Source organism: Leifsonia poae (genome assembly GCF_050632865.1).
In the GTDB taxonomy this organism is placed as follows: domain Bacteria; phylum Actinomycetota; class Actinomycetes; order Actinomycetales; family Microbacteriaceae; genus Leifsonia; species Leifsonia poae_B.
This window is the reverse complement of the sequence record NZ_JBODSA010000001.1, coordinates 725,946-750,197: the sequence shown is the minus strand read 5'-3', so window position 1 is coordinate 750,197 and position 24,252 is coordinate 725,946. Positions and strand designations below refer to the sequence as shown.

Genomic DNA, 24,252 nt, shown 5'->3' with positions numbered 1-24,252 from the left:
ACCTCCACCTCGTCCACGTCGCCCTGGATGGTGCGGCCTGGTACGAACACGGTGTCCGCGACGCCGTGCCGTCCGAGCGCGCGGGCGTACTCCAGCAGAGCTTCGGCCAGCTCGTCACCGGTGTAGAAGACGGTCCCCGCATACACGATCCTGCGCATGGATCCACAGGTACCCCCGCTGGCCCGGCTGCCAAGGCCGCCGCTAGGCTCGTCAGCGTGACCGACACCGCAGCGTCCTCCCTCGCCGCCGATCTCGACCTCGCCCTGCGTCTCGCCGACGCGGCGGACCGCATCTCGCTCGGGCGGTTCCGCGACCGCGACCTGCACGTCGAGACCAAACCCGACCGCTCCCCCGTTACCGAGGCCGACCTCGCGGTGGAGCGGGCGATCCGGGACGCGCTGGCGGCCGAGCGACCGGCGGACGGCATCCTGGGCGAGGAGTACGGAACCGAGGGAGACACCGCGCGGCAGTGGATCGTCGACCCGATCGACGGCACCGCCAACTACCTGCGCGGCGTGCCCGTCTGGGGCACGCTCATCGCGCTCGCGGTCGACGGCGTCCCGCGCGTGGGCGTGGTGAGCTCCCCGCGCTCGGGCGCCGCTGGTGGGCGGCGGCCGGCGGAGGGGCGTGGACCACGGACGCGCCGGACGCCCAGCCGCGCCGCATGCGCGTGTCCGGCGTCGCCGACCTCGAGCACGCGTCGCTGAGCTTCCAGAGCATCGCGCAATGGGATGAGGCCGGGTACCTCGACCGGCTCATCGCCCTCACCCGGCGCATCTGGCGCGATCGCGCCTACGGCGACATGTGGTCGTACATGCTGCTGGCCGACGGGCTGGTGGACGCGGTCGGCGAGTTCGGCGTGAAGACGTACGACCTCGCGGCGCTCATCCCGATCGTGGAAGAGGCCGGAGGGACGTTCACCTCGGTCGAGGGCACACCCGGTCCGGGAAACGGCTCCTCGCTGGCGTCCAACGGACTGATCCACGCGGCCCTTTTGGAGGCGCTGGCATGAGCGACGGGACCGAGCCGCTGGTCCACATCCAGGGCTTCCGCATGGACTTCGGACGCACGACGGTCATCCGCGATCTCTCGTTCGACATCGAGCGCGGTGAGACGTTCGGCTTCCTCGGAAGCAACGGCTCGGGCAAGACGACGACCATCCGCGCGCTGCTCGGCATCTACCAGCCGACCGCGGGCGTCCTGCACATCGACGGCAAGACCTTCAGCCCCGAGGCCGGAGAACGGCTCGGCTACCTCCCCGAGGAGCGCGGGCTGTACAAGAAGGAGTCGGTCATCGACGTGATGGTCTACTTCGGCCGGCTCAAAGGCCTCGGTGCGGAGCAGGCCCGGCGCTGGTCGCGCGAGTACCTGGAGCGGGTCGGCATCGGCGACAAGGAGAAGGTGCGGCTCGACAAGCTCTCCGGCGGCCAGCAGCAGAAGGTGCAGCTGGGCGTGACGATCATGAACGACCCGGAACTGCTCATCCTGGACGAGCCCACCAAGGGCTTCGACCCGGTGAACCGGCGCCTGCTGATGGACATCATCGACGACCAGAAGCGCGCCGGCTCCACGGTCATGATGGTGACCCACCAGATGGAGGAGGTCGAACGCCTCTGCGACCGCGTCATCCTGCTCAAGGACGGCGTCGCGCGCGCCTACGGGACGGTCGAGGAGGTCCAGGACCAGTTCGGGGGGACGATCGTGCACGTCGACCACGAGGGGGCGATCCCCGCGTCGGCGTCGTACGCCGTGCTGTCGGACGCCGACGGCCACGCCCAGCTCGAGCCCGCCGAGGACGCGGACACCGCAGGCATCCTCCGGGAGCTGGTGGATGCGGGCGTTCGGGTGACGCGCTTCGCCCCAACCCGCAAATCGCTCGACGACATCTTCGTCGAGGTCTACGGCGCGCAGAGCCAGGAGGACTGATCATGGCCCGGCACAACCTCGGCACGGTCATCGGCTTCGAGTTCCGGCGCACCATAACCAAGCGCCGGTTCTGGGCGATCACGCTGATCATCCCCATCCTGGTGTTCGGCCTGGGCGGCCTGATCATCGCGTCCAACGTGTCCACGGCGAACACCGCCGACCAGCAGAAGAACGCGCGGTTCGAGTTCCTGTACTCCGACTCCTCCGGACTCGTGGATCCGGCGATCGCCAAAGCGTACGGCGGCACCGAGATCACCTCCCAGGCGGAGGGCGTCGAAGAGGTGCAGATCGGCGGGACGCCGGCCTACTTCGCGTACCCGGCCGACCCCGCCACCCAGACCATCCGGGTGTACGGCGAAGACTCGGGGGTCTTCCAGAACAGCAAGTACTCGGCGGTCGCCGCGTCCCTGCTCTCGGCGAGCGTCCAGAAGAAGGTGGGCGACCCGACAACGGTCGCCGTGCTGCGTGGCGACGTGAAGACGAACACGACGACGTTCCTGAACGGCAAGGTGGCGCCCGGGTTCGAGGCGATCCTGCCCGCGCTCCTCTTCCTGGCGGCGTTCTTCATCGTGATCGTCTTCCTCGGCAACCAGATGCTCAACTCCACGCTGGAGGAGAAGGAGAACCGCGTCACGGAGATGATCCTGACGACGATCAACCCGACGAACCTGCTGCTCGGCAAGGTGATCTCCCTGTTCGCCATCGGAATCATCCAGCTGTCGGTGTTCGCCCTGCCGATGCTGATCGGCTACCTCTTCTTCCGGAATCAGCTGCAGCTGCCGGACTTCGATCTGAGTGGCCTGGTGTTCGACCCGCAGAAGATGATCGTCGGCGCGCTCATCCTGATCGGCGGCTTCGCCCTGTTCACCGGGACGCTCGTGGCGGTCGGCGCGATCATGCCGACGGCGAAGGATGCGGCGCCGGTGTTCTCCGTCGTCGTCTTCGCGGTCGTGATCCCCTTGTACGCCTCGGGTTTCGCGATCAGCTCGCCGCAGTCGCCCGTCGTGCAACTGCTCGCGTACTTCCCGTACACGGCGCCGATCACGGCGCTCATCCTGAACGCGTTCGGCTCGCTGCCGCTCTGGCAGGCGATCATCATCATCGTCGAGCTGTTCGTGCTCTCGGTGATCGTGCTGCGGATCGCGGTGCGGCTGTTCCGCTACGGGTCGATCGAGTACTCCAGCAAGGTCAAGGTGCGGGATGTGCTCGGCCGGCGGTCCGACCGCAGCCGGCCGCTGCAGGGCGCGGGGCGCTCCTGATGCGCGCCGTCGTCGTGCCGCGGCCTGGAGAGGCCGAGGTGCTGGAGGTCGCCGAGCGGCCGGATCCCGTGCCCACGGCGAACGAGGTGCGCATCCGCGTCACCGCAGCCGGGCTCAACGGCGCCGACCTGAGCCAGCGGCGCGGGTACTACCCGTCACCGGCCGGCGCGCCGGAGTGGCCGGGGCTCGAGGTCTCCGGCACGATCGACGCGCTCGGCGATGCGGTCGAAGGGTGGAGCGTCGGCGACCGGGTATGCGCGCTGCTCCCCGGCGGCGGGTACGCCGAGTTCGTGACAGTCGATGCGGGGCTGGTGCTGCCGGTCCCCGACGCTGTCGACCTGGTCGAGGCCGCCGGGCTCCCCGAGGTCGCGGCCACCGTGTGGTCGAACGTCTTCGACCTCGGCCGCCTCGCGTCTGGAGAGGTGCTGCTCGTGCACGGCGGTTCGAGCGGCATCGGGACCATGGCCATCCAACTCGCCCGCGCCCGCGGCGCACAGGTCATCGCGACGGCCGGCAGCGACGACAAGGCGGACTTCTGCCGCGAAGTCGGCGCGGACGCCGCGGTGAACTACCGCACGCAGGACTTCGTGGAGGCGGTGGACGCGTTTACGGACGGCCACGGAGCGGACGTCGTCCTCGACATCGTCGGCGGGGCGTACATCGCGCGCGATCTGGAGGCGCTGGCGACCGGCGGCCGCATCCTGTCGATCGCGGTGCGCGACCGCGAGCCGGCGTCGATCGACCTTGGGCTGATGATGCGCAAGCGGGCCTCCGTGCTCGCCACCACGCTGCGCGCCCGGCCGCTCGCCGAGCGGGTCGCGATCATCGCCGCCGTGCGGGAGAACGTGTGGCCGCTCCTCGCGGAGGGACGCATCCGGCCCGTCATCGACTCGGTGTTCCCGCTGGAGGACGCTGCGGCGGCGCACCGGCGGATGGAGTCGTCGGCGCACCGCGGGAAGATCCTGCTGCGCGTCGGATGACGGCGTCGGCCGCTGCCATGAGCGCCGCGCCGAGGGCGTAAGCGACGAGGTCGGTGCCCTGGAACGTGGTACCGAGCACGAGCGCCGCACCGGGCACGACGGTGGCGAGCTGGGCCGGGATGCCGGTCAGCTGGAAGAACTCGACCGCGGCGGAGGCGCCGAAGGCGATTCCCGCCGCCACGACGGGAGCGCTTGGCGGCAGCACCGCTCCCACGACGGCGTAGAGCATAGCCGCGTAGAGAGCGTCGCCGACGAACGTCCATCCGGCGCTGTCGGTGGTGCGTGCGAGGACGAGGCCAGCGACGATCAGCGCGGCGGCGGCGAGGACGAGGACGATGCGGCGGCGGACCATAGGGCGACGCTACGGCGGATGCGGCGGACCCGCGTCCGTCTGCAGGCGCAGCGTCGTCGGTCGGTGGGAGGATCGTCATCATGACGGACGCCCTGACCGACGACGCCCTGCTCGCCCTGCCCAAAGCCGAGCTGCACCTTCACATCGAGGGGACGCTGGAGCCCGACCTCGCGTTCGAGCTCGCCGCGCGCAACGGGGTGGAGCTGCCCTACGCCGACGTGGACGAGCTCGCCGGGCAGTACGACTTCGACGACCTGCAGTCGTTCCTCGACCTCTACTACGCGACCATGGCCGTCCTGCTGACCCGGGAGGACTTCGCCGAGCTCACCCGGCGCTACCTCCGCCGCGCGCACGCGCAGGGCGTGCGGCACGTCGAGCTCTTCTTCGATCCGCAGGCGCACACCGCTCGTGGCGTGGCGTTCGACGACGTGGTCGACGGGATCGGCGACGCCCTGGACGAAGCCGAGCGCGAGCACGGGATGACCGGTGCACTCATCCTGTGCTTCCTCCGCGATGCCCCGGTGGCGTCCGCCGAGGGGGCGCTGACCGCCGGACTCGCCCGAACCGACCGCATCGTCGGCGTCGGTCTCGACTCGGCCGAGGTCGGCTATCCGCCCTCGCTGTTCGAGGCGGTGTACGCGCGCGCTCGCGAGGCGGGCCTGCACGCGGTCGCGCACGCCGGCGAGGAGGGACCGCCCGCCTATGTCTGGGAGGCTCTGGACCTGCTGCACGCCGAGCGGATCGACCACGGCATCCGCTCGATCGAGGATCCGGACCTGGTCGCGCGCCTGGCCGGGGAGCGCATCCCGCTGACTGTGTGCCCGCTGTCGAACGTGCGGCTGCAGGCGACGCCCGACCTACGCGACCATCCGCTGCTCCGGCTCGACGCGGCGGGCGTGCCGGTGACGATCAACTCCGATGACCCCGCCTACTTCGGCGGCTACGCGGGCTCGAACTTCATCGCCGTGCGGGATGCGCTCGGGCTGACCGCCGACCAGGCACGTCGGTTCGCGCGCACCTCGATCGAGGCGTCGTTCGCGTCGCCCGAGCGCAAGGACGCGCTGCTCGCCGAGCTCGAGGCGTGGCGGCCGTGAGCGAGCCGCAGCGCCTCGTCACCGCCGATGGCCGAGCGGTGCGGTACTTCGACACCGGCGGCACGCCGGACGCGCCGGTGCTCGTGTGGCACCACGGGACTCCGCAGACCGGCGCGGTGATCGAGCCCGTGGCCGCCGAGGCCGACCGCAGGGGCGTGCGGGTGGTCTCGGTCACGCGCCCCGGCTATCCCGGATCGGATCCGCTCCCCGGCCGATCGGTCGCCGACGCGGCGGGCGACGTCCTGGCTGTGCTCGACGCCCTCGGCGTCGAGCGGGTGGTGACCGCCGGGGCATCCGGCGGCGGCCCGCACGCGTTGGCGTTGGCAGCCCTCGCCCCGGAGCGGGTGGCCGCGGTCGTCACGCTGGCCGGCATCGCGCCGTTCGACGGCTCGCCGGACTGGTTCTCGGGGATGGCCTCACCGGGCGGACTGCAGGCCGCCCTCGCGGGCCGCGACGCGCGGATGGCGTACGCCGAGACCACGGAGTGGGACCCGGAGCAGTTCACGGCGCGCGACTTCGAAACGCTCGAGGGACCGTGGGGCGCCTTGGGCGCCGACGCGCAGGCGGGTTCGGCCGAAGGCCCGGTCGGCGAGGTGGACGACGACGTGGCGTACACGTCCCCCTGGGGCGTCGAGCTGCGCAGCGTGCGCCAGCCCGTGCTGCTCATCCAGGGCGGCGCCGACCGCGTCGTGCCGGCACCGCACGCGGCGGCGATGCTCGAACGGCTCCCCCACGCCGAACTGTGGATCCGTCCGCGCGAGGGGCACGTGTCGGTGCTCACCGCGTTCGGTGTCGCGCTGGACTGGGCGCTGACGCAGTGGTGAGAAGATCGGGGTACGACCGTCAGTCGTCCGGCATCGACACCTGCTCCACCATCGCCCCGTCCTTGACCGTCCCCGGCAGCGTCTCCTCGTAGAGGAACGCCGCGCAGTCGGGCCAGGAGCTGGCGTCGGCGAGGCGGAACACCTCCACCGCCTGCGCGCCCTCGAACGTGGCGGACGTGCGGAGGATGCCCGGCGGGCGGCCGCCCTCAAGCGGTAGGCGGACGCTGAAGGAGTCCCGCGACTCGTCGGGGTAGAGGAGAAGCGCGAGGAACGTCGCTTCGCTCATCTCCCCATCCCCCGACGGCCGGATGTCAGGAGCGCAGTTCGCGCCCGTGGACGGTGACCGCGTAGATGACCAGCACGTCGATCGCGACCATCACGATCGACCACCAGGGCTGCGCCGGGAGCGACATCAGCTGCGACACGGCGTTGACCGCGGCGATGATGACGGCGAACACGCGCGCCCACATCGCGCCGCGCATGAGGAAGATGCCGGCGAGGAGGAGCAGGACACCGATGATCAGCGACCACCAGCCCCAGGCCGCGACGTTGAAGGATGCGACCGCGCCGCCGCTCACGAAATAGGCGGTGTTCGGTCCGACGATCGCCATGATCCCGTAGAAGATGTCGATCGCCGCGCCGATGATGAGCAGGATGGACGCGAAGTACGCCCAGCCGACCCAGCCGGTCGCCGATGGTGCCTGAGACATGGGAACCGCCTTTCACGCAGGGACGCACCGGCGGTCGCCGGAACGCCGGAGGGCCGGCCGGCCCACCCCCGCGAGCCGGCCGGCTGGACGCGCCGGGTGCCACTCGGGTGCCGAAAAGTCCCGGGTCCAGCGCATCGCCTGTTGAGCCTTCGCCCGCATGATGCACCCGGGTGCCCCGGGTCGGCTAGACATGATTTTTGCCATCTTCCGCAGGCGGGTGCGGGTGTTGCACAATCCGATCATGGGCGAGGCGGAGAACATCGCGGCGACCACCCTCGGGCCGGGACGGGCACCCGGGGGAATCCCGCTGAGGATACATCTAGGCGAGCCGGAGTATGCGGCGCTGGTCCGCATCGCCCGGAACAGGAACACCACGGCGGCGCACCTGGTCGAGCAGCTGGTGCTCGGCGCACTGCAGAAGACGGACGTGCCGCCGCCCGTGATGTCGTACCCGAAGCGGCCGCACACCACGTACGAGCAGGCCACCAGCGGGTTCAAGCCCGACGAGTGAGCGGCGGCCCGCGGCGGCCCGCGGGTCAGGTTCCTTTGATCTCGAAGTGGAACCGGCCGTTCTGGGCCGAGACCCCGCTCGCGCTGCCCTCGGGCAGCTGGTGCAGCAGCGCCTGCTGGTTCAGGCAAAGCAGCTGGGCGAAGTCGTCGTTCGCCTTCGTGACGGCGTCCTGCACCTTCTGAGAGGTGGCGGCGGCCGAGGCCTGCGCGGACGCCTCGGCGTCCTGGATGGCCTGGCCGGCCTGCTCCGCCGCTGCCGACGCGGCCGCGCCCACGGCAGCGCGAGCCTGGTCGAGCGTCGAGCTCACCTTGGCTCCGGCTGCGGCGAGCGACTGCTGGATGCCGGTGGCCGTCTGGGACACCTTCTGGTCGAACGAGCTGGCCAGCGACTGGACCGCGGCTTGCGCCTGCTGCAGCTGGGTCGTGATGGTCTGGGAGACGCCCGCGAGCGCCGTGTCGACCGCCGTCTGCTTGGCCACGAGCTCCCCGTCGACCGTCGTCTTCAGGGTGGTCGCCGCATCCACCATCGACGCGGTCTGCACGGCGAGAGCGGTCACCTGATCGCGGGCCGCGGTCGCGGCGGACTGCAGATCGTTCAGGGCCGTGTCGACGTCGTCGGCGAGCGCCTTGGTGTCCTGGAGATCCTTCTCGAGCTTGGCGAGGGCGGCGTCCGCAGGATGCTGCAGCGCGGCGACGTCCTGCTCGATGGTGTCGAGGGCCGAGCGTACGGCGAGCGCCTTCTGCAGGAGCGGCGGGAGCGAGGCGACGAACGTGTCCAGTTTCGCGGACGCGTCGTGTGCCGCGCTGTTCACGGCGCCCGCGATCGCGAGCATGGCGTCCGCCGTGTCGCGCACTTTGGCGATGTTCGGCGCCGGAGCGTCGACGGCGGCGGTCAGCGCGGCCAGCTTCGCGTTCACCGGCCCCGGGTCCAACTTCGCCAGCAGCGCGGCGAACTGCGTCTGGAGGCCGGCCAGGTCGTCGAGCGAGGGGCCGGTGACGGCCGGCGAGCCGAGGTCGGGTTGCGGGATGTCCGGCAGGTCGACCCCGGGAAGCGCCACCCCGCCCTGGGCGAACGAGGGGAGGGACAGTCCGCTCAGGCCGCGCTGCTTCTGCTGCGACGACGACGAGGGTGACGTTCCCCGGGTGTTCTCGAAGGCCGCCATGCGCTGCTGCAGTGCGTCGAGGGAGCTCTGCACAGCGGCGGCGGCCTGGCCTGCCGCATCCTGCGCCGCGCCGAGCGTCTGCGCTGAGGTCGCGGCGGCCTTTCCGGTGATCGACGTGGGGTCGAGCGTGGCGAGGGTGAGCCCGGCTTTCGGCACCGACGACTTCTTGGAGGTCATGGTGAGCGTGAAAGTCTGCGTGGTGGGTCCGAGCGGCTGGAACAGCGCCTGCGTCCAGGAGAGGTCGACGCCCTTCTTGCTGTGCGCGGGAGCAGCACCCGGCGCGGTGAAGCTCTCGGTTCCCGCCGGGATGGTCAGCGACAGGTAGGCGACGATGGGCTGCGGGGTCGAGAGCGTGCGCTGCTGCGGACTGCCGTCGAACCCGGTGAAGCAGGCGTTCGTCGATGCGGTCGTCGTGTTGGTGACGGTGTAGCTGACGGTGACGGTGCCGTCCTTGCCCTTGATGTCGCGGCTGACGTGGTCGGCCGTGACCGTCTTGCCGTTGAACGCGTACGAGGTCTTGACCGTGACCGGGAGCTTCGACTCGTACTTCGAGGTGTACGTCTGGTCGGTCACGCCGTGCGGATCGATGGAGATCTGGGCCACACCGTCCTTCACCGTCGGCTTCTTCGTCCCGCCCTCGGCCTTGAGGTCCTGCGTGGAGAGGGGGATGCCGACCGTCACCGGGGTGTCGCCGCTCGCGGAGAGCACCGTCGTCGCCTTGGGGGTGCCGTCGATGCTCCCGTCCGGTTTGATGCTCGCGTCGACGTGCTGGAAGACGCCCACCCAGGTCGTGCCCGAGGTCGATCCGGCGGTCGCCGGGACCGGGTCGTACGGAGACTTCTCGTCGGGCGTCGCGCATTGGGTGTTCGCAGGCGGGGCGGCGGAGGCACCGGTCTGGGTGCCTTCCGTCGTCGGATCCGGCGTCGCCGTGTCCTCCGCCGCTGCGCCTCCCGAGCTGCATGCGGCGAGCGTCAACGGCAGCGCGACCACGAGAACGGCGGCCAGGCGCCGGTACCCTTTCGCGCGCATGATGTCCTCGCAATCGTCTGTCCCGCGAACCACGCTAGAAGCCGCACCACCGGGTCGAAAGTCAGTGTCTATCGCAGTGAGCAGCGCCCCTTCTACCGTGTGGCGTGATCCGCAACCTGACAGGAGGAACCGCCATGTCCACCAAACCGTCCACCATCGCCGTGGCCACCTACGCGACCCGGGACGCGGCCGACGAAGACTACGAAGTCGTCCGCGGCGCGAAGCACCAGGGCCAGCTCGACCATCTCGCAATCGCAGTGATCGACAAGGACGCCGACGGCAAGCTCAAGGTCGACCGCCACGACTCCTCGGCCAAGCACCTCGCCTGGGGCGGCGCGATCATCGGCGCCGCGTTGACCGTCATCGTCCCGCCGGTCGGGATCGCCACGCCTCGCCGGCGGCGCGACCACCACCGGTGTGCTCGCCGGGGCGGGCGGCATCATCGGCCACTTCCACCGCAACATCCCGAAGGAGACGATCGAGCAGATGGGCTCCCTGCTGGCGTCCGGCGACGCCGGGTTGATCATCGTCGCGGAGGATCCGAAGGGCCTGGACATCGGTGCCCTGCTGACCAATGCGCAGAAGAAGGTGGTCACGGCCGATGTGAAGGACGACAAGGACGCCGCCAAGGACGCCTTGGAGTCCGCGTTCGATTCGATGAAGGCGGAGGAGCCGGCGACGGCGGCTGCGTCCTAGCCGCGAGTAGATGGAGGCGCCTAGCCTGCTGACCTGGAAACCTACTGAAATACAGACATTTCCTCATCGTATACGTTGCTGTCTACCGCCGACACGGCGGCGCAACGATCGAAGGAGATGTCCAGATGAACCGACTGGCGAAGGTCACCGCGACGAGTGGAATCGCACTGTCCCTCGTACTCGGAAGCGGTGTCGTTGCGGCGAACGCCGATGAAGCCCCCGGCTCGGCCGAGGCCGTGTTCGACGAGTTCGTGGATGCGTTGGGGGTCAGCGCGACGACGGACGCAGCCCTCACCCAGCGGTTCGACCGGTTGTCTGACGCTGAACAGGAACGACTAGTCGACGCAATCGAGGAGGACCCTCTGTCGGTGCTGACCATCACCGCCGGTGAACCGACGCTGACATCGGGGACCGCCACCACGGCGGAGCCGGCGGTCGCACGCAACAGCGCCCCCACTGCCAAGCGCGTGTCGCGAAGCGCCCTGGCCTCCGCCAAGACGGCGGCGGTGCGAGTTGCCGGCGGACTCCACGTCCAGACTGTGGCATCCAACCCTCGTTACACCGCCACGTACCCGGTGAACGCCAGCCTGTTCGGCATCACCACCGGCACGTTCACCATGCGATACGTCTTCGAAGCCACGTCGACTGCCGTCAGTCGCAACCTGGAGTGCACCGGCTGGTTCACCGGTGCGGCCGGGGTCTGGAGTATCAGCACGAGCCAAAGCAATTACGTCTCAGGCGGTCTCGGGTCGTGCACGGTCAACTACCGGATGTCTTTTGCCTTCAAGGGGAGTTTCTTCTCGGCCAACAAGCAGCAGCAGCTCCAGTACAAAGGCACTCGGCTCGCCAGCGCGAGCCTGAAGAACATCTAGTCATGAGCGCACCCCCAGTAGCTCGCACTCGTGCGGGCGCGACCGACCGATGGCTGCTCGTCGCCTCCGTCGTCGCCAGCGGTTGTGTCGTGTTCTCGCCCATCGCTCTCATCGGCGCAATCGCTCTCCTGGTCTGGGTGTCCGTGCGGCTGGCCCGTCAACGACGTCGTTCGGTGGCGCTCCTGACGACCTCGATCGTCGTGCTCAGTCTGTCCATCGTCAGTGCGCTGTCAATCGGCATCGTCACCGCCTCTGTCTCCGACTCGGGGCCTGGGAGCGTGACCCTCACCCCGGGTGGGTAGTCCGCCCGAGACTCGCCCCGGGTCCTAGCCCACCCACCTCACGCGTCCGCCGCGCAGCGGAACCCGATGTGCGTGGTCGCCGTGTCCTCCGTCTGCGGCGACCGCGCCGCCGGGCGGAACCGCAGGCAGTACTCGGGGCTGCACAGGTACGACCCGCCCTTGAGCACGCGGCGCACCGGAGACGGATCGACCGTCCCCGCCGAGAGCAGGCTCGGCCGGGCCCCCGCGTCCACCGGCCGCTCCCCCGGCACGACGTGTCGCGGGGCGTAGTAGTCGCTGGTCCACTCCCAGACGTTGCCGATCAGGTCGTACAGCCCATAGCCGTTGGGCGGGTACGAGCCGACCGGTGCCGGGGTGGCGCCGAACCGGCCGCGGTTGTCGTAGGGGAAGCGGCCGAGCCAGGTGTTGGCCCGCGCTTCGCCGTCGGGATAGGGCTCCTCCCCCACGCGAAACGGGCGCCGTCGACGCCGCCGCGCGCCGCGTACTCGTACTCGGCCTCGGTGGGCAGTCGCTTGCCCGCCCAGGCGGCGTACGCGGTCGCGTCCTCGTAGGCGACCTGCACGACCGGGCGATCCATCCGGTCGTCGATGACGCTGTCCACGCCCTCGGGGTGCCGCCAGGACGCTCCGGGCTCCCACCGCCACCACTGCCGCCAATCGCGCAGGTCCACCGGGCCCCGGGTGGCGGTGAACACCATCGCGCCGGGCTCGCGGTCCTCATCGCTCAGGTCGGGGAAGTCCGCCGCGTCGAGCGGACGCTCCGCCACCGTCACATACCCGGTCGCCTGCACGAAGGCTGCGAAATCGGCGTTCGTCACCTCGTACCGGTCGAGCCGGAACGCTGCGACCACGCGCCGGTGCACCGGCTGCTCCTCCGGGTAGAACTCCGCGGACCCCATGGCGAACGATCCGCCCGGGATGAGCACCATCTCCTCCATGGGCGACACCGTAGCGCCTGCCACCCGCGCCGGACGAGTCATCCGTCACTCCCGCGACATCATGGCGACGGCCTCGCGCTCGAGGTCGACGTACGGCTTGCCGCTGACGTCGACGACGACCCGGTGCAGCGTCCCGCCGGTGAACGTGTACGGGTGCCGGCCCGGGTAGTCGGACGTCACCGGTTCCCCGCCGTCGTATCCTGCGCACAGCCCCTCCCCGCCGATGCTGAAGGAGCCGGGCTGGGTCTGGATGCGTCCCTCCCCCACCTTCTTGTCGCCGTAGTAGAGACTCAGCACTCCCTCCGCCACCCCGGGCGCCTTCTGCCCGTCCTTCTCGAACGAGGCGGACAGGATGAGACCTTCGCCCGTCGGGAGATCTTCCGTGGCGTCCACCTTCTGCTCGAGGTCGCCGACGAAGTTGTTGACGTAGTGCAGGCGCCCGTCCTTGACGTACAGCGCGTGCCCGCCGAACCGCGAGCCGTGGGCGAAGAGCACGCCCTGGGCGCCCGCCGCGGGCAGGTCGACCAGCGCCCCGATCGAGAAGGAGCGGTTGCGGATGTTCACTGCCTGCGACTCCGGGACCTCGGCGCCGCCGGGTCGGTACACATACCGTTCTCGCGGCGGAGCCACCTGGGGCCTGGGCGTCTGCAGGATCTCGAGCGCCGAGCGGTCGTCGAGCGGGAACGCCTGATTGGCGCCGGCCTCCGAGAACCACAGGTTGATGAGGTCGCGCAGCCGCTCGGGCTCCTCGGCCGCCAGGTCGTGCACCTCGGAGCGGTCGACATCCGTGTGGTACAGCTCCCAGGTGTCGTCGCCGAAGTGACCCCAGCCGCTGATCACCGGGTGGCTCGAGACCGCTTTCCACCCGTCATGCCAGACGGAGCGGGAGCCGAGCATCGCGTAGAACTGCGTCGTGCGCGTGGTGGGCTGCTTCGCGTCGTCGATCGCGGACTTCATGCTGACGCCGTCGAACCGCGACTGGGCGTACCCGCCGATCTGGTCGGGCGATCGGACGCCCAGCAGCTCGAGGATGGTCGGGGTGATGTCCGTGATGTGGTGGTACTGGTCCCGCAGCTCGCCGCCGTGTCCGAGGACCTTCGGCCACGAGAAGATGCACGGGTCCGCGGTCCCGCCGTTGTAGTCGTAGCGCTTCCACATCTTGAAGGGGGTGTTGAACGCCATCGCCCATCCGGTCGGGTAGTGGTTGTAGGTCTGCGGGCCGCCGAGGTCGTCCAGCTGCTTGAGGTTCGCCTCCAGGCTGTCCGGGATGCCGTTCATGAACTTGTTCTCGTTCACCGAGCCGTCCGGACCGCCCTCCGCGCTCGCCCCGTTATCGGAGACGAGGATGACGAGCGTCCGGTCGAGCTCGCCCGAGCCCTCCAGGTAGTCGAGGAGGCGTCCGATGTGGTGGTCGACGTGCGCGAGCATCCCGGCGTAGACCTCGGCCATCCGCGCGTAGAGCCGCTTCTCGTCATCGCCGAGCGAGTCCCAGGGCTTGGTGTAGTCGACCGGAGGGAACGGTGCGTCATCCGGACCGGTGCGGGTCTGCGGCGTCCCGATCGGATTGATCGGCGGCAACTCGGTGTCCTGCGGGACGATGCCGAGCTCCTTCTGCCTGGCGAGCGTCTTCTCCCGCATCTTCTCGTAGCCCTCGTCGAACTGTCCTGCGAACCTGTCGATCCACTCGCGCGGGACGTGGTGAGGCGCATGGCACGCGCCCGGGGCGAAGTAGAGGAAGAACGGCTTGTCCGGCGCGATCGCCTTCGCATCGCCGATGAACTCGATCGCCTTGTCGGTGAGGTCTTCGGTGAGGTGGTACCCCTCCTCCGGGCTCTTCGGCTGATCCACCGGGTGGTTGTCGTACACGAGGTCGGGATACCACTGGTTCGTCTCGGCGCCGAGGAAGCCGTAGTACCGCTCGAAGCCGCGTCCCGTCGGCCAGTTGCGTCGGGTGGAGGCGACGTTCATCTCGTCCGACGGGCAGATGTGCCACTTCCCGATGGCGTAGGTGTTCCATCCCGCCTCGTTGAGGATCTGCGAGATGAACCCGTTCTCGGGTGGGATGGTGCCGCTCGCGTTCGGGAAGCCGGTCGCCGCCTCGGTGATGCACGCCATCGAGTTGCGGGTGTGGCTGCGGCCGGTGAGCAGGGCCGCGCGGCTCGGCGAGCAGAGCGCCGTCGTGTGCCACTGCGTGAACCGCACACCGGAGTCGGCGATGCGGTCGATGTTCGGGGTGGGGACGGGACCGCCGTAGCAGCTCATCGCCGAGAAGCCCACGTCGTCCAGCGTGATCAGAAGGACGTTGGGCGCGCCGTCCGGCGCTTTCGGGGGCTCGAACGGTGTCCAGTCGGGAACGGAGTCGCGGATGTCGAGTTCGATGCGACCGCTGAACGGCGTGGCCATGGCGTCTCCCGTCGTCGAGGGATGGTGTGCGGTCGCACCATAACGTCGGCCCGGACGGCGTGGATAGTCAGCTCGTGACGAAGACGGTGTCCCAGTCGTCGCGCACACTGACGACGGTGAGCCCGTCGGCGCCGGCACCGGCAAGCGCCTGCTCAGCGCCGGCGTCGTAGGCGGTGTCGCCCCGCTCGCCGTCGTCATGGTGGATGAGGAGGCTGAGCCAGCGCGGGTGCCTCCGCGGGTAGCGCAGCATGGGAAGGTCGCCGTTCGAGTTGCCCGCCGCGAGCACCGGACGGCGCCCCACCCGTGTCCAGATCCGCACCGGCTTCTGCGGCCCGTCGTCGAAGAAGTCCATCGCGGTGCCGTAGCGGACGTCGTCCGTCGCCTCGTCGAACGTGAGACCGACCGCCGAGCCGATCACCCGCTCCGGCGGCACCCCGTAGAAGGGCTCGCTGATCGGCCGCATGAAGTCCCGATCGCCGCCGGAGACGATGTAGCACGCGAAGCCGTGAGCGGCGAGGTAGCGCAGCAGCTCGACCATCGGCCGGTAGACCGCCTCGGCATAGGGGCGGTGCAGCGTGAGGTGGTCGACCTCACGGTAGAACCGCGCCACCGACGCCGCGTAGTCGTCCACGCTCACGCCCGCGGTCGAGCGCACCACCGCGGCGATCGCGACCCGCAGGTCGGTGTCGTCGCCGGCGTAGTGCTTCTCGAGTGCACGGCCCAGCCACCCATAGTCACCGGTCCGGACCGAACGGTAGGGCTCCTGGGCGGCGAGCGCCGGGTCGGTCGCGGCGGCCCACTCGCGCACCAGGTAATGCAGCTGGGTGGGCATCGGCTTCTCGGTCCACAGCGTTCCGTCGTTGTCGAACACCGCGACGCGGTCCTCTACCGGGATCGCGTCCGGACCGCCCGAGACCGCCTCCACGAAGGCGGTGATCGCGTCCCGCGTCGCCCCTGGTCGCCAGGATGGCAGGTCGTCCATGCGGCCGACCCTATTGCGCGCGGCGGGCAGCGGATAGACCGCGTGCGAATCCTGCGTTCTCACGGCGATCCCGGTGTGGCACGATGACCGGCGATGAGGGGGAAGCTTGGTGACGAGACGCCAGCGCTCGACGTCGTCGCCTCGAAACTCGCCGCACCGCCGATGCGCACCGGCATCGTCGGCCGCGCTGCGCTGCTGGAGCACGTAGCGCAGCACAGCGACGTCCCCATCGTGTCCGTCGTCGCCCCCGCCGGATACGGGAAGACGACCTTCCTGGCGCAGTGGGCGCGAGCGGACAGCCGTCCGTTCGCCTGGGTGTCGGTGGACGAGAAGGACAACGACCCCACGGTGCTGCTGGCCTACGCGGCGGAGGCGTTGAACCGTCTCCAGCCCGTGCCGCGCCGGGTGTTCGACGCGCTCGGCTCGCCCGCGAGCTCGCTGTTCGGGACGATCGTGCCGCGGGTGGCCTCTGCGTTCGCGACCCTGCGCGAGCCCGCCGTGCTGGTGATCGACGACCTGCACCTGATCGACGATGTCGAGTGCCGCGCCGCGCTCTCGGTCCTCGCGGACAACGTCCCGGCGGGGTCGCAGCTCGTCCTCTCCGGCCGCTCCGCGCCTCCGGTGCGCGTCCCGCGGCTGCGCGCGGAGGGGCGGCTGCTCGAGTTCGGCGCGGCCGACCTCGCCCTCTCCCCGGAGGAGGCGGCAGGTCTGCTGCGCGCGGCCGGTGTGGACGCGAGCCCGGAGCAGATCCGTGACGTGTACCTGCGGACCGAGGGCTGGGCCGCTGGGGTCTACCTGGCGTCGCTCGCCCTCCACCAGACCGGCGGCTCGGGCGACGCACCCGACGTCGGCGGCGACGACATCTTCATCGGCGACTACATCGAGTCGGAGTTCCTGGCCCGCCTCTCGGCCGGTCAGCGGGACTTCCTTCTCCGCGCGTCGGCGCTGGAGAGGATGTCCGCGCCGCTCTGCGACGCCGTGCTGGAGCTCGATCACGCCGGCGACCTGCTGAGCTCGGTCGCCCGGTCCAATCTCCTCGTCCTCCCTCTGGACCACCGCGGCGACTGGTACCGCTTCCACCACCTGCTGCGCGACCTGATGCAGGCGGAGCTCCGCCGCGCGGAGCCGGGTCTGCTGCCGGCGCTCCAACGTCGTGCGGCGGACTGGTACCGGGCGGAGGGACAGCCGGAGGAGGCGATCGCGTACGCGATCCGCGCCGACGACGCGGACGCCGTGGCGGAGCTGCTGCCGCAGGTGTGGGGTCCGCTCTACCGGCGCGGCCGGACGGCCACGCTGGAGCGCTGGTTCGAATGGCTGGAGCAGCGCGGCGGGATCGAAGATCGCCCGGTGAACGCGATGAACGCCGCCTTCCTCGCCATGATCACGGGACACGCGGATACGGCCGAGCGCTGGGCTACGGCGGTCGACCGCTGGCGAGAGACGGCAGGCGGTTCGTTCGGCGATCCGTACACCGACGCGCTCGCCGCCACGCTGCGCGCGATGCGGTGCGCAGACGGCATCGACCGGATGCTGTCCGACGCCGATGACGCCGCCGCGCTGTTCGCCCAGGCCGGCGCGGTGCCGCCGATCGCGCCGCTCCTGCAGGGCACCGCGCGGTCGCTCGCCGGCGAACCGGACTCCGCAGACGCCTTCCTCCGGGCGTCGGCCGAGACGGACCCGCGGCGGCAGTCGGCCGACGTGCTCGCTCTCGCCCTCGGCGAGCGCGCCGCGGTCGCTCTGGGTCGGCATGACTGGGTCGCCGCGGAGGCCGAGCTGCACCGTGCGCGCTCCGGGCTGCGGGAGGCGGGCGTCGACGCGTCCTATGCCGTCGCACTGGTGAGCGCCCTGCGAGCCCGGACGTTGCAGCACCGCGGCGACATCGCGGGGGCGCGGGACGAGCTCTCCGTGGCGCTTCGTCTGCGTCCGCTCCTCACCTTCGCATTACCGCATCGGGCGATGCGGTCGCGCCTCGCGATCGTGCGGACGCAGATCGCCCTCGGCGACCCGGCCGGAGCCCGGACGGTGATGGCGGAGGTCGACGAGATCCTGGCCCGGCGTCCGCACCTCGGCACGCTGGTCGACGAGGCGGAGGAGCTGCGGCGCGCCGTGACGGACCTGCCTGCCGGAGCCGTGGCCGGCGCGTCCTCTCTCACCACCGCGGAACTGCGGGTGCTCCCCATGCTCGCGACGCATCTCACCTACTCGGAGATCGCCTCCGAGCTGTACGTGTCGAAGAACACGGTCAAGTCGCAGGCGTACTCGCTGTTCCGCAAGCTCGGCGCCCGCAGCCGCGGCGAGGCCGTGGCCCGCTCGCGCCAGCTCGCGCTGCTCGAGAGCTGACCCGCTCTCATCCGGTGACGGTCTGACCGGTGACCGCTTCTTCGCGCCCGCGCGGCAGGAACCCGGCGACCACCGCACCGGCGAGCGCGACCACGACGAGGACGGCCATGGCGGCCACGTAGCCGCCCGCCCGCTGGCCCACGCCGAACCCGAGCACCGTGCCGACGATCGCGGTGCCGAAGCTGGATCCCAGGTTGGACACGCTTCGCGACAGTCCGGAGATCTCCCCCTGCTGCGCTTCGGGGAACGCCGACTGCACGACGTTCACGCTCGGCGTGAGCATCACGCCGACCCCCAGACCGATGACGAGCAGCCCCGGGACGAACGGCCAGCCTCCCGGGATCGCCCCCACCAGCAGGAGCAGCACGGTCCCGATCCCGGTCAGCACAAACCCGCCGAGGATCAGCGTGCGCTGCGCCATGATCCGCACCAGGCGCCCCGCGGCGAGCGAAGAGACGAGGATGCCGACCGTCGCCGCGGTGAAGATCACGCCCGTCTCGATGGCGTCGTAGTGCCGCACCACCTGCAAATGACTCGACACCAGGAACGAGATCCCCATCAGCAGCAGCCACTGGAAGTTCTGCGTGACCAGCCCGAAGTTCGAGGTGCGGTTGGCGAAGAGCGAGGTCGACAGCAGCGGTTCGCGATGTCGTCGCTCGAGCCTCCGGATCCACGCGAAGAACCAGGCGATCACCGCGGCGCCCGCGATGAGCAGCACCACCGCCAGCACCGGCGACGTGTCCACGACGAGGATGCCCGCGACGAACAGGACGAGACCGGTGCCCGAGAGCACGGCGCCGACGACGTCGTACGGGCGTCCCGGATCCGGCGCCAGCGGGTCCTTCAGCGCGAGCGCGAACAGGATGATGACGACGATGATCAGCGCCTGGAACAGGAAGGCGGCGCGCCAGCTGATCGCGCTGCAGATCCATCCGCCGATCAGCGGGCCCGTCGCCGCGCCGACGCCGCCCGCCGCGCTCACCAGCCCGAACGACCGGGCGCGGCTCTGCGTGCCCTTCCAGTACAGCGTCACCAGGATGTACACGGGAGGGATGAGCAGCGCCGTCCCCGCCCCCTCCAGGATCGAGTTGCCCAGGATGAGGAGGCCCAGCCCCGGAGACAGCGCGCTCAGCACCGCCCCGAGGCCGTAGATCGCGAGGCCGAGCAGGAAGCACGTCTTGCGCCCGAGCAGGTCGGTCAGCTTGCCGAACGGCACCATCAGCGCCGCCATCGTGAGCAGGAACAGCGTGATGGAGAGCTGGATGCCCGCGACGGTGGTGCCGAGGTCCCGGCTCATGTCGTTGAGCATCACGTTCATGTTCGAGCCCGCGAACGAGCAGATGAACTGGGCCAGCGCCAGGGGCACCAGCGTCCATCCGGCGACCGTGCGCGTCGTCGTGGTGCTCATCGTGCGATCAGCGGGTGCCGGCGAGCGCCTGCGCCTTCAGCGTCTCGTACTCGGCCTGCGTGATCGCGCCGCTGTCGAGCAGCCGTTTGGCCGACTCGATCTCGCCGGCGGGCGACGCGGCCCCCGACCCGGCCACCTGCCGGATGTACTGATCGTTCGCCTGCTGCGCCTCGGCCATGCCTGCCATGTTCCGCTGCGCCATCTTCCCGCCGCGAGCGATCAGGTAGATGAAGGCGGCAAGGAACGGGAAGATCACCAGGAACAGCACCCACAGCGCCTTCGCCCACCCGCTCAGCGTGGGGTCCCGGAAGATGTCGATGATGACGCGGATGAAAATCGTGATGCATACGAACACGAGGTAGAACCAGAACGACCAGACGAGGAAATCCCAGAACGTCATGACGACTCCAACCATTCGGGCACGCGGTGCTCCGCTGTGCGTGGCCGCACGCTACTTCGTCGGGAGGGCGCTCGGGAAGATGCAGAAAGTCACCCGACTTACTACTTGTCTTTTGAACCATCGCGGGTTCACACTGAGCGCATCCGGGCGTCCAGATAGCGCAACGGAGAACCGTAATCGGCAACGGGAGGGGACTGCCGTGACACTGCACGCGAAGATCCACGACCCGCACCCGGACGAGATCGCCCCGGTGCCCTACCTGCGGAACGGCCAGCTCATCTCGCTGATCCGCTGGGACCGCGTCGCCGGCGACTGGAAGTACACGACGCTCCTCGCCGAGTACGCCGGCCGCGACGAGAAGACCTGGCAGGTCGTCGCCCAGGGCCGCCCGATGATCCTGGACCGGACCGAGTGGGCCATCTTCACGTGAGGATGCGTGCAGGTTGACATCCCATTTCATACCGAAGGGATGATGACGTCTCTCCCTCCTTCGCCCTACCGTTCGATCGGATCGTTCTCGAGGGGAGGAGTCATCATGATCGACGAGGGCGAATACAACCACCCGCCGCACGCGCCCCGCGTGCGGGAGCACATCGGGCTCATCCGGTGGCGGCGGACGTCGGACGGCGAGTGGGAGTGCGAGACTGTCACCGGCCAGTACGCGGGCGGCGACTCGCACTGCTGGCGGGTGCGTCTCTACACGGGGATCGAGCTCGAGTACGACCTGGATGACTGGGCGCCCTACAAGCCCCAGCTCTGATGCTGGCCGCGCGGCAACCGCATACCTCAGGCTCGCGCCCCCGTCTACCGGGCGGCGAAAATCCGCGGAATCCCGGAGAATATCGGGGTGAGTAAACCCGCCGCCCCGGTCCCGCTCCTGCTCGGACGGTATCGGCCGAACCAGCTGCTCGCGCGCGGCGGCTCCTCGATGGTCTTCCGCGCCCGCGACGAAAACCTCGGCCGCGACGTCGCCGTCAAGCTGTTCTCCTCCGGGAGCGACGACGACGTCGCCCGCTTCCGGACCGAGGTGAGCGTGCTCGCCGGCCTCCGGCACCACGGGGTCCTGTCGATCCTCGACGCAGGTGTCGACGACTCGTCGCCGCGCGACCCGCGCCCGTTCCTCATCATCGAGCTGGTCGAAGGGGACACGCTTCGCGCCTTGCTGAGCGCCGGCCCGCTGACGACGAGGCAGATCGGCGAGGTCGCGTTCGAGGTCGCCGAGACGCTGGAGTACGTGCACGCGCGCGGCGTCATCCACCGCGACGTGACACCGACCAACATCATGGTCGTCGACTACGGCACGCGGTTCTCGCGTCCGCGAGCGCGGCTGACCGACTTCGGTATCGCCATCCACGCGACGCGTCCGCAGGAGATCACGGAGGAGACGTTCGGGACGGCCGCCTACCTCAGCCCCGAGCAGGTCAGGGGCGAAATCCTCACGCCGGCGTCCGACATCTACTCCCTCGGCCTGGTCCTGCTGGAGTGCTTCACGCGGACCGTCGCCTTCCCCGGCTCCCCCGTGGAGTCGGCGCTCACCCGGCTGGAGCGCGATCCGGACATGCCGGACGACGTCCCCGAGCCGTGGCGCGCGCTCATCCTGTCGATGACGCAGACCGACCCGCGGCGCCGGCCGTCCGCCGCGGACGTCGCGACGGCCGCGCGCGAAGCACTGCGGGCCGACAGGGAGCACGAGCCGGCGTAGGCGGAGCGCCTGCGCAAGCGATCCGTCCCTTGCGCGAAGCGGCCGGGGGCGTAGCCTTGTCTCCGATGTAGCGGAGGGGCGGCGGCGCATTGTGACCGTGCAGCGTTTTGCAGTGAGCACCCGGGATCCCGACGTCGCCGCGGCCACGGTGTACGGGATGTTCGGCAATCCGATCCGCTTCGAGTCCGACCCGAACCGTGACTTCGCTTTCGAGGTGGACGGCGTTGTCTCGGATGCCGGCCTGACGGTCGCGACGATGTCGTTCCCCACGGCCGCCGCGCTCGATTCCGGGGAGTTGCCCGACTACACCGTGTCGATGATGGAGGGCGACATCCGGTGGCACGAAGCGGACACAGTCAGACCGATCACGGCTCCCTTCATCGTCCCTCCCGGCACAGCGGCCCGCCTGCGCTGGTCGGCCACGAGGACCCTCAATATCGGGTTCCCCGAGGACCGGCTCGCCCCGTACACCGGCGGGCCGACACCGACGATCGCCGTGCTAAACAGCGAACGCGTCGACACCCGCGCGGTTGAGGCGCTGGTGCGCATGCTGAACGCCACGCTGCTCGCGGAGCCGCAGGTCCTCGAGAATCCCCTGATCCAGGCCAGCGTCCTGGAGGCGCTCCTCGCCGCGATCGCCGCCACGTACCCCATCGCCCGGCAGACGACGGATCACGCGCGTCCGACCGCTTTGCGGCGTGCGATCCGCTACATCGAGGAGCATCTCGATCAGCCGGTGACCGTGGCGGAGGTGGCCGCAGCGGCCCGGATGTCCGTCCGCGGAGTGCAGGCCCTCTTCCAGCGGGAACTGGGGATGAGCCCGCTGCAGTACCTGCGCCAGGAGCGGCTCGCGGCTGCCCGCGCGGACCTTCTCGCCGCCGACGAACCGGGAGTCGTGGGGATCATCGCGCGCCGCTGGGGCTTCCCCCATCCGCCGCGTTTCGCCGCATACTACCGCGCGATCTACGGCGAGTACCCCTCCTCGACGCTCCGGGAGTCCCCGGAGGACGACGTGCCCGGATGACGTACGCGAGCACCACGTTCAGCTCCCCCGACGACCTGGAAACGGTTGCCGCCAAGCTGAACGCGCGGGCAGCCCGAGGCCGCGGCGCAAACACGAAAGTCCCCCGGAATTCCGGGGGACTTTCGTCAACGTGTGACAGCGACCGAATGGTGGAGATGGGGGGAATCGAACCCCCGTCCACTGCTGTGGTCATGTGCCTTCTACGGGCGTAGCCAGTGAAATCGCTTTCTCGGCCCCGGAACTTGTCGCTGGCACCTGTTCCGGCGGGCCCAGTATCAGTGGAAGTCCCTCTGCGCCCTGATGCTCAACGCAGAAGCAAGTTCTCTAGCTGACGCCAGGATCCGGGTAGAGAACAATTCCCGGTCTGACGGTCTCTCAAATGGCGGAGGTGAACTTACGCCGCGAGGGCGAAGTCGGCCTTGGCCGAGACAGTGCTCTTGTTATTGGCACTTATTTTTTCGCATGGATCGTTAACGAGATAACCATGCATCCTCGACCCGCTTCTCACAGTCACGCAGACAATGTCGAAACCGATCATCCCCATGCGCGGCCTGTCGGCCGGGTCGCTGTCACACGCTGTTGAGTTGCTTCAGATACCGCCTCGCCACATCAGCGGCGAGCTTCACATCATACAACACCGAGGCCGTCCCGTTTATGCCAGCATCGGGTCATGGCCGACACGATCATCACCGTCCAGGGCGAGTACGAGCTGAAACACCCGGCGGAGCGCGGCGCGCTGCGGCTCCGGGTCACCTATGAGGGGCGGTCGCGGGATGAGGTGCTGGCGCTGACCACGCAGCGCCAGCTGTCGCTCACCGGTGAGCTGCGCGACCTGCACGATCCCCAGCGCGGCCCGGTGGTGCAGTGGGCGTCCGATCAGCTGCGCGTCTGGGGCGACCGGCCGTGGAACCCGGACGGCTCGCGGGGCGACGTGGTCCACCACGCCGAGGTCGGCATCGACGCGGTGTTCAGCGACCTGGCGACGCTCTCCGACTGGGTCGGCGTCGCGTCCCTGCTCGACGGAGTCGCGGTCGACGGTGTGACGTGGTCGCTCACCGAGGCGCGACGCCAGACGCTCACGCAGGAGGCGCGTCGCCGGGCGGTCGAGAACGCCGTCGCCAAGGCGACGGTCTACGCGACGAGCCTCGGCCTCTCCTCGGTCACGCCGCTCGCGCTCAGCGACCCCGGGATGCTCGGGGACGGATCCGCGCCCGGCCAGCCGCCGCAGCCGCTGTTCGCCCGGGCGGTCTCGGCCGACACGGGCGGCGCGACACTCTCGCTCAAGCCGGAGCAGCTGACCATCGCGGTGCAAGTGCACGCACGCTTCACAGCCTCCTGA

At 69.8% G+C, this 24,252-nt stretch carries 23 protein-coding genes, 1 other RNA gene and 2 pseudogenes; 16 read left to right on the top strand and 10 right to left on the bottom strand.

The window, feature by feature from the left end:
* The first annotated feature begins 215 nt into the window (after positions 1 to 215).
* The 4 genes and pseudogenes from ACRAWB_RS03760 (at position 216) to ACRAWB_RS03745 (ending at position 4,165) form a co-directional block, all read left to right on the top strand.
* Positions 216 to 1,012, top strand: a pseudogene (locus ACRAWB_RS03760) (inositol monophosphatase family protein).
* Positions 1,009 to 1,926: an ABC transporter ATP-binding protein gene (locus tag ACRAWB_RS03755; protein WP_431352122.1), complete on the top strand. Its 918-nt coding sequence runs from the start codon at positions 1,009 to 1,011 to the stop codon at positions 1,924 to 1,926. Before ACRAWB_RS03760 ends, ACRAWB_RS03755 begins: the two are co-directional and overlap by 4 nt.
* A 2-nt stretch (positions 1,927 to 1,928) precedes the next feature.
* Positions 1,929 to 3,185, top strand: a complete 1,257-nt coding sequence (locus ACRAWB_RS03750) for an ABC transporter permease (protein ID WP_431352121.1) — start codon at positions 1,929 to 1,931, stop codon at positions 3,183 to 3,185.
* A complete protein-coding gene (locus tag ACRAWB_RS03745; RefSeq protein ID WP_431352120.1) occupies positions 3,185 to 4,165 on the top strand; it encodes an NAD(P)H-quinone oxidoreductase in 981 nt (326 codons plus the stop codon). Before ACRAWB_RS03750 ends, ACRAWB_RS03745 begins: the two co-directional genes overlap by 1 nt.
* Here ACRAWB_RS03745 and ACRAWB_RS03740 read toward each other — a convergent pair.
* A complete protein-coding gene (locus ACRAWB_RS03740; RefSeq protein WP_431352119.1) occupies positions 4,068 to 4,517 on the bottom strand; it encodes a DUF2809 domain-containing protein in 450 nt (149 codons plus the stop codon). The genes ACRAWB_RS03745 and ACRAWB_RS03740 overlap by 98 nt on opposite strands.
* A gap of 80 nt (positions 4,518 to 4,597) precedes the next feature.
* Here ACRAWB_RS03740 and ACRAWB_RS03735 point away from each other — a divergent pair, with 80 nt between their 5' ends.
* On the top strand, positions 4,598 to 5,611 hold the full coding sequence (locus ACRAWB_RS03735) for an adenosine deaminase (RefSeq protein ID WP_431352118.1): 1,014 nt from the start codon (positions 4,598 to 4,600) through the stop codon (positions 5,609 to 5,611).
* On the top strand, positions 5,608 to 6,435 hold the full coding sequence (locus tag ACRAWB_RS03730) for an alpha/beta fold hydrolase (RefSeq protein ID WP_431352117.1): 828 nt from the start codon (positions 5,608 to 5,610) through the stop codon (positions 6,433 to 6,435). The genes ACRAWB_RS03735 and ACRAWB_RS03730 overlap by 4 nt, the downstream gene beginning before the upstream one ends.
* Positions 6,436 to 6,454: 19 nt before the next feature.
* On the opposite strand, the gene ACRAWB_RS03725 is transcribed toward ACRAWB_RS03730, so the two are convergent.
* Together ACRAWB_RS03725 and ACRAWB_RS03720 are read right to left on the bottom strand one after the other, a co-directional pair.
* A complete protein-coding gene (locus ACRAWB_RS03725) occupies positions 6,455 to 6,721 on the bottom strand; it encodes a hypothetical protein (protein ID WP_431352116.1) in 267 nt (88 codons plus the stop codon).
* Between the two features lie 25 nt (positions 6,722 to 6,746).
* Positions 6,747 to 7,145 (bottom strand): DUF7144 family membrane protein, encoded by a 399-nt coding sequence (locus ACRAWB_RS03720; RefSeq protein ID WP_431352115.1) that lies wholly within the window; start codon positions 7,143 to 7,145, stop codon positions 6,747 to 6,749.
* 241 nt (positions 7,146 to 7,386) lie between these two features.
* Here ACRAWB_RS03720 and ACRAWB_RS03715 point away from each other — a divergent pair, with 241 nt between their 5' ends.
* The gene (locus ACRAWB_RS03715) at positions 7,387 to 7,656 is read left to right on the top strand and encodes a hypothetical protein (RefSeq protein ID WP_363808303.1); all 270 of its coding nucleotides are present in this window, start codon (positions 7,387 to 7,389) and stop codon (positions 7,654 to 7,656) included.
* Between the two features lie 25 nt (positions 7,657 to 7,681).
* Here the strand turns inward: ACRAWB_RS03715 and ACRAWB_RS03710 are convergent, their stop codons facing one another.
* The gene (locus tag ACRAWB_RS03710; protein WP_431352114.1) at positions 7,682 to 9,847 is read right to left on the bottom strand and encodes a hypothetical protein; all 2,166 of its coding nucleotides are present in this window, start codon (positions 9,845 to 9,847) and stop codon (positions 7,682 to 7,684) included.
* Between the two features lie 417 nt (positions 9,848 to 10,264).
* Here ACRAWB_RS03710 and ACRAWB_RS03705 point away from each other — a divergent pair, with 417 nt between their 5' ends.
* From ACRAWB_RS03705 to ACRAWB_RS03695, 3 genes are all read left to right on the top strand, one after another.
* The gene (locus tag ACRAWB_RS03705; protein WP_431352113.1) at positions 10,265 to 10,543 is read left to right on the top strand and encodes a hypothetical protein; all 279 of its coding nucleotides are present in this window, start codon (positions 10,265 to 10,267) and stop codon (positions 10,541 to 10,543) included.
* 125 nt (positions 10,544 to 10,668) lie between these two features.
* Positions 10,669 to 11,415, top strand: coding sequence for a hypothetical protein (locus tag ACRAWB_RS03700; protein WP_431352112.1), 747 nt, complete (start codon positions 10,669 to 10,671; stop codon positions 11,413 to 11,415).
* 2 nt (positions 11,416 to 11,417) lie between these two features.
* Positions 11,418 to 11,717 carry a hypothetical protein gene (locus ACRAWB_RS03695; protein ID WP_431352111.1) on the top strand — a complete coding sequence of 100 codons (300 nt, stop codon included), beginning with the start codon at positions 11,418 to 11,420 and terminating at the stop codon, positions 11,715 to 11,717.
* 38 nt (positions 11,718 to 11,755) lie between these two features.
* Here ACRAWB_RS03695 and ACRAWB_RS03690 read toward each other — a convergent pair.
* The 3 genes and pseudogenes from ACRAWB_RS03690 to ACRAWB_RS03680 all read right to left on the bottom strand — a co-directional run bounded on the left by ACRAWB_RS03690 (position 11,756) and on the right by ACRAWB_RS03680 (position 16,039).
* Positions 11,756 to 12,615, bottom strand: a pseudogene (locus ACRAWB_RS03690) (formylglycine-generating enzyme family protein).
* Positions 12,616 to 12,699: 84 nt separating this feature from the next.
* Positions 12,700 to 15,057: an arylsulfatase gene (locus ACRAWB_RS03685; protein ID WP_431352110.1), complete on the bottom strand. Its 2,358-nt coding sequence runs from the start codon at positions 15,055 to 15,057 to the stop codon at positions 12,700 to 12,702.
* Between the two features lie 67 nt (positions 15,058 to 15,124).
* Positions 15,125 to 16,039 (bottom strand): HAD family hydrolase, encoded by a 915-nt coding sequence (locus ACRAWB_RS03680; protein ID WP_431352109.1) that lies wholly within the window; start codon positions 16,037 to 16,039, stop codon positions 15,125 to 15,127.
* A gap of 93 nt (positions 16,040 to 16,132) precedes the next feature.
* Here ACRAWB_RS03680 and ACRAWB_RS03675 point away from each other — a divergent pair, with 93 nt between their 5' ends.
* Positions 16,133 to 18,379, top strand: a complete 2,247-nt coding sequence (locus ACRAWB_RS03675) for a LuxR C-terminal-related transcriptional regulator (RefSeq protein WP_431352108.1) — start codon at positions 16,133 to 16,135, stop codon at positions 18,377 to 18,379.
* A gap of 7 nt (positions 18,380 to 18,386) precedes the next feature.
* Here ACRAWB_RS03675 and ACRAWB_RS03670 read toward each other — a convergent pair whose 3' ends face one another.
* Together ACRAWB_RS03670 and ACRAWB_RS03665 are read right to left on the bottom strand one after the other, a co-directional pair.
* A complete protein-coding gene (locus tag ACRAWB_RS03670; protein WP_431352107.1) occupies positions 18,387 to 19,787 on the bottom strand; it encodes an MFS transporter in 1,401 nt (466 codons plus the stop codon).
* A gap of 7 nt (positions 19,788 to 19,794) precedes the next feature.
* Positions 19,795 to 20,187, bottom strand: a complete 393-nt coding sequence (locus ACRAWB_RS03665; RefSeq protein WP_431352106.1) for an SHOCT domain-containing protein — start codon at positions 20,185 to 20,187, stop codon at positions 19,795 to 19,797.
* Between the two features lie 199 nt (positions 20,188 to 20,386).
* On the opposite strand from ACRAWB_RS03665, the gene ACRAWB_RS03660 reads away from it, so the two are divergent.
* From ACRAWB_RS03660 to ACRAWB_RS03645, 4 genes are all read left to right on the top strand, one after another.
* Complete coding sequence (locus ACRAWB_RS03660) at positions 20,387 to 20,617, top strand: hypothetical protein (protein ID WP_431352105.1); 231 nt, start codon at positions 20,387 to 20,389, stop codon at positions 20,615 to 20,617.
* Between the two features lie 105 nt (positions 20,618 to 20,722).
* Positions 20,723 to 20,947: a hypothetical protein gene (locus tag ACRAWB_RS03655; protein ID WP_431352104.1), complete on the top strand. Its 225-nt coding sequence runs from the start codon at positions 20,723 to 20,725 to the stop codon at positions 20,945 to 20,947.
* An 87-nt stretch (positions 20,948 to 21,034) separates the two neighbouring features.
* The gene (locus ACRAWB_RS03650) at positions 21,035 to 21,889 is read left to right on the top strand and encodes a serine/threonine-protein kinase (protein WP_431352103.1); all 855 of its coding nucleotides are present in this window, start codon (positions 21,035 to 21,037) and stop codon (positions 21,887 to 21,889) included.
* A gap of 112 nt (positions 21,890 to 22,001) precedes the next feature.
* Positions 22,002 to 22,913: a helix-turn-helix domain-containing protein gene (locus ACRAWB_RS03645; RefSeq protein WP_431352102.1), complete on the top strand. Its 912-nt coding sequence runs from the start codon at positions 22,002 to 22,004 to the stop codon at positions 22,911 to 22,913.
* 147 nt (positions 22,914 to 23,060) lie between these two features.
* Here ACRAWB_RS03645 and ssrA read toward each other — a convergent pair.
* Positions 23,061 to 23,455: a transfer-messenger RNA gene (ssrA, locus tag ACRAWB_RS03640) on the bottom strand.
* Positions 23,456 to 23,583: 128 nt separating this feature from the next.
* Here ssrA and ACRAWB_RS03635 point away from each other — a divergent pair.
* The gene (locus ACRAWB_RS03635) at positions 23,584 to 24,252 is read left to right on the top strand and encodes an SIMPL domain-containing protein (RefSeq protein ID WP_431352101.1); all 669 of its coding nucleotides are present in this window, start codon (positions 23,584 to 23,586) and stop codon (positions 24,250 to 24,252) included.

Bases quoted from the DNA above. Each gene is read 5' to 3' on its own strand.
- ACRAWB_RS03755 (WP_431352122.1), top strand. From the start codon at position 1,009: ATGAGCGACGGGACCGAGCCGCTGGTCCACATCCAGGGCTTCCGCATG.
- ACRAWB_RS03750 (WP_431352121.1), top strand. From the start codon at position 1,929: ATGGCCCGGCACAACCTCGGCACGGTCATCGGCTTCGAGTTCCGGCGC.
- ACRAWB_RS03745 (WP_431352120.1), top strand. From the start codon at position 3,185: ATGCGCGCCGTCGTCGTGCCGCGGCCTGGAGAGGCCGAGGTGCTGGAG.
- ACRAWB_RS03740 (WP_431352119.1), bottom strand. From the start codon at position 4,517: ATGGTCCGCCGCCGCATCGTCCTCGTCCTCGCCGCCGCCGCGCTGATC.
- ACRAWB_RS03735 (WP_431352118.1), top strand. From the start codon at position 4,598: ATGACGGACGCCCTGACCGACGACGCCCTGCTCGCCCTGCCCAAAGCC.
- ACRAWB_RS03725 (WP_431352116.1), bottom strand. From the start codon at position 6,721: ATGAGCGAAGCGACGTTCCTCGCGCTTCTCCTCTACCCCGACGAGTCG.
- ACRAWB_RS03720 (WP_431352115.1), bottom strand. From the start codon at position 7,145: ATGTCTCAGGCACCATCGGCGACCGGCTGGGTCGGCTGGGCGTACTTC.
- ACRAWB_RS03715 (WP_363808303.1), top strand. From the start codon at position 7,387: ATGGGCGAGGCGGAGAACATCGCGGCGACCACCCTCGGGCCGGGACGG.
- ACRAWB_RS03710 (WP_431352114.1), bottom strand. From the start codon at position 9,847: ATGCGCGCGAAAGGGTACCGGCGCCTGGCCGCCGTTCTCGTGGTCGCG.
- ACRAWB_RS03700 (WP_431352112.1), top strand. From the start codon at position 10,669: ATGAACCGACTGGCGAAGGTCACCGCGACGAGTGGAATCGCACTGTCC.
- ACRAWB_RS03695 (WP_431352111.1), top strand. From the start codon at position 11,418: ATGAGCGCACCCCCAGTAGCTCGCACTCGTGCGGGCGCGACCGACCGA.
- ACRAWB_RS03685 (WP_431352110.1), bottom strand. From the start codon at position 15,057: ATGGCCACGCCGTTCAGCGGTCGCATCGAACTCGACATCCGCGACTCC.
- ACRAWB_RS03680 (WP_431352109.1), bottom strand. From the start codon at position 16,039: ATGGACGACCTGCCATCCTGGCGACCAGGGGCGACGCGGGACGCGATC.
- ACRAWB_RS03675 (WP_431352108.1), top strand. From the start codon at position 16,133: ATGAGGGGGAAGCTTGGTGACGAGACGCCAGCGCTCGACGTCGTCGCC.
- ACRAWB_RS03670 (WP_431352107.1), bottom strand. From the start codon at position 19,787: ATGAGCACCACGACGACGCGCACGGTCGCCGGATGGACGCTGGTGCCC.
- ACRAWB_RS03665 (WP_431352106.1), bottom strand. From the start codon at position 20,187: ATGACGTTCTGGGATTTCCTCGTCTGGTCGTTCTGGTTCTACCTCGTG.
- ACRAWB_RS03655 (WP_431352104.1), top strand. From the start codon at position 20,723: ATGATCGACGAGGGCGAATACAACCACCCGCCGCACGCGCCCCGCGTG.
- ACRAWB_RS03635 (WP_431352101.1), top strand. From the start codon at position 23,584: ATGGCCGACACGATCATCACCGTCCAGGGCGAGTACGAGCTGAAACAC.